Annotated in this window: 8 protein-coding genes; all 8 read left to right on the forward strand. The window is 32.8% G+C overall.

Translation table 11 applies throughout. The features are described from left to right. Positions 1–1,283: ABC transporter ATP-binding protein (locus HMPREF9129_RS08860; RefSeq protein WP_004822702.1), on the forward strand; the 1,283-nt coding region annotated here is incomplete at its 5' end. 200 nt (positions 1,284–1,483) lie between these two features. Further along, entirely contained in the window at positions 1,484–2,695 is a 1,212-nt protein-coding gene (locus HMPREF9129_RS08865) for a hypothetical protein (RefSeq protein WP_004822703.1), read from the forward strand. Positions 2,696–2,712: 17 nt separating this feature from the next. Next, complete coding sequence (locus HMPREF9129_RS08870) at positions 2,713–3,900, forward strand: M20 metallopeptidase family protein (protein WP_004822704.1); 1,188 nt, start codon at positions 2,713–2,715, stop codon at positions 3,898–3,900. A 143-nt stretch (positions 3,901–4,043) separates the two neighbouring features. Then, complete coding sequence (locus HMPREF9129_RS08875; protein WP_004822706.1) at positions 4,044–4,862, forward strand: energy-coupling factor transporter ATPase; 819 nt, start codon at positions 4,044–4,046, stop codon at positions 4,860–4,862. Then, positions 4,853–5,716 (forward strand): energy-coupling factor transporter ATPase, encoded by an 864-nt coding sequence (locus HMPREF9129_RS08880; protein ID WP_004822708.1) that lies wholly within the window; start codon positions 4,853–4,855, stop codon positions 5,714–5,716. The genes HMPREF9129_RS08875 and HMPREF9129_RS08880 overlap by 10 nt, the downstream gene beginning before the upstream one ends. Further along, positions 5,709–6,521, forward strand: a complete 813-nt coding sequence (locus tag HMPREF9129_RS08885; protein WP_004822709.1) for an energy-coupling factor transporter transmembrane component T family protein — start codon at positions 5,709–5,711, stop codon at positions 6,519–6,521. Before HMPREF9129_RS08880 ends, HMPREF9129_RS08885 begins: the two co-directional genes overlap by 8 nt. Then, the gene (gene truA / locus HMPREF9129_RS08890) at positions 6,518–7,249 is read left to right on the forward strand and encodes a tRNA pseudouridine(38-40) synthase TruA (protein WP_004822712.1); all 732 of its coding nucleotides are present in this window, start codon (positions 6,518–6,520) and stop codon (positions 7,247–7,249) included. The genes HMPREF9129_RS08885 and truA overlap by 4 nt, the downstream gene beginning before the upstream one ends. Before the next feature lie 112 nt (positions 7,250–7,361). Continuing rightward, positions 7,362–8,035: hypothetical protein (locus HMPREF9129_RS10785; protein WP_004822714.1), on the forward strand; the 674-nt coding region annotated here is incomplete at its 3' end.

Genomic DNA, 8,035 nt, shown 5'->3' on the forward strand with positions numbered 1-8,035 from the left:
TTCTTATAAATATAAATATGAATTTAACTTTAGTATTATTCGCAACATTGCCTTTGATGATATACACTTCAACAAAATTTAGAATGATAATGAAATCAGCACAAGCTAAGCAAAGAGTGCAAGTAGGTGATTTGAACTCATCTATAGAAGATTCTCTATTAGGTATAAAAGTTGTAAAGAGTTTTGCAAATGAAAAAGTTGAAACTGAAAAATTTGAAAGAGAAAATAAAAAGTTTTTAAGAATTAAAGAAATATTTTACAAGGCAATGGCAGGCTTTACTGTCGTTACAAAAAGTTTCGACGGAATTATGTATCTTATAATAATCTCATGCGGTGGACTATTTATGATATCAAATAAGATTTCTGCCGGAGATATGATGGCTTATGTTATGTATGTGACTTCATTGCTTACAACTGTTAGAAGAATAGTGGAATTTACAGAACAATTCCAAAGAGGTATGACAGGCATTGAAAGATTTACAGAAATTATGGATGCAAAATCAGAGATTGTAGATTCTGAGAATGCAGTTTTAATGGGTAAGGTAAAAGGTCTGATAGAGTTTGAAAATGTAGATTTTAAATATGAGTCGGATACTAAAAATGTTTTAGAAAAATTTAATTTGAAGATAAATCCAGGAGCAAATCTAGCTATAGTTGGACCGAGCGGAGCGGGTAAGACTACCATATGTAATTTAATTCCAAGATTTTACGATGTCACAAGTGGTTCGATAAAAGTGGATGGAAGAGATGTAAGAGAAATAAAACTTGAATCTTTGAGAAATAATATAGGAATAATGCAACAAGACGTATATCTTTTCTCGGGTACTGTTCTTGAAAATATAAGATATGGCAATCCAAAGGCAACAGATGAGGAAGTTTTAGAAGCTGCTAAAATGGCAGGAGCTCTTGAATTTATTGAGAAGTTGCCAAATGGTCTTGAAACTTATGTTGGAGAGAGAGGAGTAAAACTTTCAGGTGGTCAAAAACAAAGAATTTCTATAGCGAGAGTATTTTTGAAAAATCCACCGATATTAATTTTAGATGAAGCGACATCTGCTCTTGATAATAAGAGTGAGCAAATAGTTCAAGAGTCTTTGGTAGAGTTATCAAAGGGAAGAACGACCATAACTATTGCGCATAGACTTACAACAGTTCAAAATGCAGATGAGATACTCGTGATGAGAGATAGAAAAATTGTAGAAAGAGGAACTCACGAAGACCTTATGGATAAAAAGGGATATTATTATGATTTGTATACAAAAGGTGGAATGTTAGATTTATAAAAAATAATTTTATAGTGTTATTAAAGTGCTCTTAATCGCAATGGTTAAGAGTATTTTTTGTGTATTGAATTTTTTAGCGTAGATATGATTTATTAATATTTTTATATTTAAATTAATCGACAAATAAAATTTACAAGAGTATAATAATCGACAAACCATTTGCTTTAATGGTTAAAAGCACTAAATAGAGGAGGAGAAATATGGATTCTTTACAAGCATTATTATTTATTTTTATCGTTCTTACTATTGGAGACATAGTGGCTGCTGCAACGAAGAGTATAGTGCCATCTCTTTTTGTTTGCTCGGCAATTTTTTTAGCGGGTTTTTGGATGGGAGTTCCAGAAACACTTTTTAAGGACTCATTGTTATATGGTTTTGGAGCTCTATTTATAACTACTTTACTTGTACACATGGGATCTATGCTAAATATAAGACAACTTATAGCTCAATGGAAAACTTTGACAATAGCAGCGGGAGGGATAGTTGGTATTGTTGTATTACTTATGACAGTTGGTAGAGTTATGGTTGGAAATGAAACTGCAATAGTTGCAGCACCTCCTATTTCTGGTGGAATTATAGCTGGGTTACAAATGGCAGAAGTTGCAACAGCTATAGGTAGGCATGATTTAAAATTGATAGCCACTCTTTTAGTAGTACTTCAAGGGTTCGTAGGTTATCCCCTTGCATCATTTTGTTTGAGAAAAGAAGCAAATAGTATTTTAAAATTAAAAGATAGCGGGGAGAGCTTTCAATCTGATGAAGAAGTAAAGCAAGTGGAAAGAAAGACAATTTTTAAGTTGCCACCAAAATATACATCAGCTAATTACTTTTTGGCTAAGACAGTTTTTATAGCACTTGTCGCTACAGTAGTATCAGGATTTTTTAAAAACTTTGATACAGGGGTAACAATATTAAATGTTTTTGTCAGAATTGATAAAAATGTTTTAGCACTTATACTTGGCATTGTATTTTCTGAAATTGGATTTTTAGAGAGACAACCACTAGATAAAGGAAATTCTTTTGGGGTTATAATGGGAGCTCTTATGACTGTAATATATGGCGGTCTTGCAGGAGCTAGTCCACAAGATATAGCTAATATATTATTACCGTTATTGATATGTTTAGTATTGGGTACTATAGGTATAGGAATCTTGTCTATAGTAGTTGGAAAGTTTTTAAAAGTTGGTCCATGGATGTCATTTGCGATAGGCTCATCAGCTCTTTTTGGTTTTCCGGGAACATTTGTAGTTTCAAATGAAGTTGCAAGTGCGGTAGCAAGAAACGAAGAAGAAAAAGAATTAATACTATCTCAAATTTTACCAAAGATGCTAGTTGCAGGATTTGTAACAGTATCTATCGGTTCTATTGTACTTGCAGGTATAATGGGACCAATATTGATACCGGGTATGTAGTTAAGAAGGGGAAGATTATGGATATAAGACAGTTAGTACAAGATAATAAGGAATATATAACAGAAATTAGAAGATATTTTCATATGCATCCTGAGCTATCTTATCAAGAACATGAGACAACCAAGAAAATTACAGAAGAATTAGAAAGCATGGGCATACCTTATGAAATACCTGAAGAAGAACCTAAGACAGGTGTAATAGCTTGGATTGAGGGGAAGAAACCGGGAAGAGTAGTTGGTCTTAGAGCTGATATAGATGCTCTAAATGTCACAGAACAAACGGATGTAGAATATAAATCTCAAAATGAAGGGAAGATGCACGCTTGTGGTCATGATGCACATACTGCAATGCTACTTGGAGCTGCTAAAATATTGAGTTTTGTAAAAGATGATATAGAAGGAAAGATATACTTAATTTTTCAACCGGCTGAAGAACTTGGAACTGGTGCTAAATATATGATGAGGCAGGGAACTTGGTATGAAGAAATAGAAAATATCTATGGAGCTCATATTTGGTCAGTGCTTGAATCTGGAAAGATTTCTGTAGAAGCCGGAGAGAGAATGGCTGCTGCTGATATGTTTAATATAAAGATAAAAGGTAAGTCAGGTCATGGTTCTATGCCTCATGAAACAGTAGATGCCGTTGTAGTAGGTTCTGCAGTTGTACAAGCTATTCAACAATTGGTTTCACGAAACTATAGCCCACTTGATTCAGTTACTGTTACAATAGGTAGTTTCCACAGTGGGAATAGATTCAACATAATAGCCGGAGAAGCTGAAATGGAAGGGACTAACAGATATTTTTCACAAGAAATTGCAAATAGAATAGAAAATGATATGAGAAGAGTTATAAAGGGAGTTTGCGACGCTTATGGCGCTGATTATGAATTGGATTACACTTATATTTTAGGTGCAACTACAAATGATGAAGAATCTTCCAAGATAGCTGAAAAAGCAGTTGAAAAAGTTGCAGGAAGTGAAGCTCTTCAAAAAATGGTAAAAACAACAGGTGGGGAAGATTTTTCTTACTATCTAAAAGATAAACCGGGTTGTTTTGGATTTATAGGAGCTAGAAATGAAGCGATAGGAGCTTGTTATCCACATCATAATGAAAAATTTAATATAGATGAAGAAGTTCTTGCAAATGGTGCTGGAGTGTATGCTCAGTATGCTTTAGATTTTTTAAAGAGTGAAAAAATAAATTAATTTAGGGAACATTGGACTTTGGTTCAATGTTTTTTATTTTGGAGAAATTTGAGATTTAGATAAAATGGATTGTTAAAATATAACATATTTGTTGAAAAGAGATAATTCTTGTACTAAACTATATTAGAATACGAGGTAAAATAATGATAGAAATAAAAAATTTAAAATTCAAATATAGTGAAGAAGATGAAGATTATACTATAAAAAATATAAACTTGAACATAGAAAAGGGAGAGTTTGTAGCCATACTTGGACACAACGGAAGTGGCAAGAGTACTCTTGCAAAGTTGATAAATGGGCTTTTAGTACCTACAGATGGGGATGTATTTGTAGATAAATTGAATACTAAATCAGATGAAGATATTTGGGATATAAGAGCTCGTGCGGGAATGGTTTTTCAAAATCCAGACAACCAAATAGTTGCGACAATAGTTGAAGAAGATGTTGCATTTGGTCCTGAAAATTTGGGGATGCCTACTGAAGAAATAAGAGATAGAGTTACATTATCTTTGGAATCAGTTGGAATGACAGAGTTTAGAAAAAATGCTCCTCACCTGCTAAGTGGAGGACAAAAACAGAGAATTGCAATTGCTGGGATTTTAGCTATGGCACCGGATTATATAATTTTAGATGAGCCCACTGCTATGTTGGATCCTGTTGGAAGAGCAGAAGTTATGGAAACTATCAAAAAGTTGAATAGGGAGCAAGGAAAAACAATAATTTTAATTACACATTATATGGACGAAGCTGCTGAAGCAGACAGACTTGTTGTAATTGAAAAAGGAGAAGTAATACTAGATAATACTCCAAGAAAAGTTTTTTCAAATGTAGATAAAGTAAAGGCAATGGGACTTGATGTTCCACAAGTGACAGAACTTGCTTGGGAACTTAAAAAAGAGGGATTTAATATAAATACAGAAATTTTGAGTATTGAAGAATTAGTGGGTGAGATATGTCGTTAGTAGAAATAAGAAATCTTACACATATTTATAACCATGGTTCTAGTTTTGAAAAGAAGGCATTGGACTCGGTTTCTTTGAATATTGAAAAGGGTGAATTTGTAGGTCTGATAGGGCACACTGGTTCAGGAAAAAGTACGTTAATACAACATTTAAACGGTCTTATAAAACCTACAGAGGGAGAAGTATATATAGACGGCAAAAATATTTCTTTAAAGGATGTAAAGCTACAAGAGATAAGAAAATCAGTAGGATTAGTATTTCAGTACCCGGAATATCAACTATTTGAAGAAACCATAGAAAAAGATATAGCTTTTGGACCTAAGAATCAAGGACTTAGCGAAGAAGAAGCTAATAATAGAGTAAAGGAAGCTATGGAATCAGTAGGATTAGATTATGAAAGTTTGAAAGGACGTAGTCCTTTTGAACTCTCAGGAGGTCAAAAAAGACGTGTTGCAATAGCCGGAGTTCTCGCTATGCAACCTAAGCTACTAATTCTTGATGAGCCAACGGCAGGACTTGATCCAGCGGGCAGGGATGAAATTTTAGTAGAGATAAAAGAAATTTTTTCAAAGAGAGATATAACTATAATTTTAGTATCTCACTCAATGGAAGATATAGCAGAAATTGCCGATAGAATAATAGTTATGAACAGAGGGAAACTTATAATGGACGGAACTCCAAGAGAAGTTTTTAAAAGAGAAGATGAGCTCGTTGAAATAGGACTTGGAGTGCCACAGGTAACGTCTTTTATGAGAGCCTTTAAGAAATGTAATAATTCAGTTAATGATGATGTTCTAACCATAGAAGAGGCGAAAGTGGAACTTATAAAATATTTAAGGGGGAAAAATGCTTAAGGATATAACGATAGGGCAATACTACCCGGTTGAATCGCCAGTGCATAGATTAGACCCTAGAATAAAAATAATAAGTATGATCGTATTTATAATAAGTTTATTCTTTGTAGATAAATTTACACCATATATACCAGTTGCAATATTTCTGTTTACAGTTGTAAAACTATCACATGTACCTTTTAAAATGATAATAAAAGGGGTTAAACCTCTGAGATGGATTTTGCTGATTACATTTATAATAAATCTTATATTTATACCCGGGAAGATAATCTTTACTTTGGGAGTGATAAATATTACAGAAGAAGGATTGAAGATGGCAATAATGATGGCAATAAGATTGTTGCTACTAGTAATGGGGACAAGTATGTTGACACTTACGACATCCCCTATAGAAATGACTGATGGTATAGAAAATCTTTTAAATCCACTTAGAAAAATTGGTGTTCCAGCCCATGAAATAGCGATGATGATGACAATAGCTTTAAGATTCATACCTACTTTAATTGAAGAGACAGACAAGATAATGAAAGCACAAATGGCAAGAGGTGCGGATTTTGAAAGTGGAAATATGATTAAAAGGGCTAAAAATTTAGTTCCGTTATTAGTTCCTCTTTTTATAAATTCTTTTCGTAGAGCAGATGAACTTGCAACAGCTATGGAAGCGAGATGCTATCGTGGAGGAAAGGGACGTACTAAATTTAGGCAATTGGAAATTAAGGGTTCGGACTATGTTGGTTTGGGATTGACATTGGGACTTTTAGCATTGATGATAGCTTTTAAATATGCTCCCATTGATATGATATGAATATATTATTAAAAGTTGCCTATATGGGCACAAACTATCACGGTTTTCAAATGCAACCAAGTTGTGTGTCTATTGAAGAAGAACTTAAAAAAGCAGTTGAAAAATCAGTAATGCATAAAGTTAAACTATATTATTCTGGTAGGACTGACGCAGGTGTTCATGCTCAAGGTCAGATGGTAAATTTTTATACGGATACAAAAGTTGAAGTGAAAAATATGGCAAGGATTATTAATTATCATCTTCCAGAAGATATATCAGTGCTTGATGCAAGAAGAGTTGAAGAAGATTTTCATGCAAGATTTTCAGCAAAAGGCAAGCACTATAAATATATAGTGTATAATTCTTTTCATAGAAACCCACTATATTTGAATAGAGCTATGCACTACAATTACAATGTTGATGTAGACAGAATGCAAAGAGCTTTGGATAAGATAATTGGGGAGAATGATTATAAAGCTTTTATGGGCAGATATGCAGTGGTAAAAGATACAATAAGACGAATAGATAAGATTGAAGTAAAAAGAGTTGGAGAAACTATAGAATTTGATTTTTACGGAAAGAGCTTTTTGAAAAATATGGTTAGGATAATAGTTGGAACAGCTCTTGAAATAGGAAGAGGAAGATTGCCGGAAGATTGTCTATACAATGCAATGAAGTCAAAAGAGAGAATAAAAGCGGGCCCGACTGCTCCGGGGTGTGGATTGTACTTAATGGAGATTTTTTATTGAGTATAATTTTAAATAATAAATAAAAAGTTTAAAAATTGATGACAATGTCGAAAATTTGAGTGTACTGATGTACACTTATTTTTTTTAGGTTATAATATATATAGGAGGAATTATGAAAATAATTTATAGAATTACAGAAACATTAAATAAGGCAAAAAATGCTTTTAAAAGATATCCTCTTGTTATGGCATTGATAATTCTCTCAGCGCTTTGTTTTATAGTTGTTATAGCAAAAGATCAATCATTTATGGGTGGCATAAAAGGTGAATTTTCAAGTGCAATAAGATTTGCTTACTTTTTTATGTTAGCAGCAGTTATGGCTATGTTTGTTAGTTTATTTTTTGAAGGCTTATCTCAGTCAGCCAAAACTCAAGAGAACATTAATAGAAATAAGTTAATAAAGATATCGGTGACAATTTTATCAACTATATTTTTGCTTGGTATAGGAAAGACAGTATTGTTTTCCGACCCGACATTGTTTGAGTTTGAAAATAAATATATATATTTTGGATTGTTGCTTGGCTTGACAAGTGGGTGTTTTTTTGCAGCAAAATTATTTTATCATTCAGATTTCATAGCATATTTGATAAAGATATTTACATCAGCTTTTATATCTGTAAGCTATTCTGTGATAATGTTAGTGGGATTATTTAGCATATATTTTGCAATAAATAAGTTGTTGGGAATAGAAATTAGCGATAAGATATATTCTTCAACTTTTGTGATTTTAATGATGCCATTTAATGTTGGAATTTTTTGTCAAATTATCCGAGAGCAAGTGCTTCA

It is taken from the genome of Peptoniphilus indolicus ATCC 29427 (assembly GCF_000227315.1).
GTDB lineage: Bacteria > Bacillota > Clostridia > Tissierellales > Peptoniphilaceae > Peptoniphilus > Peptoniphilus indolicus.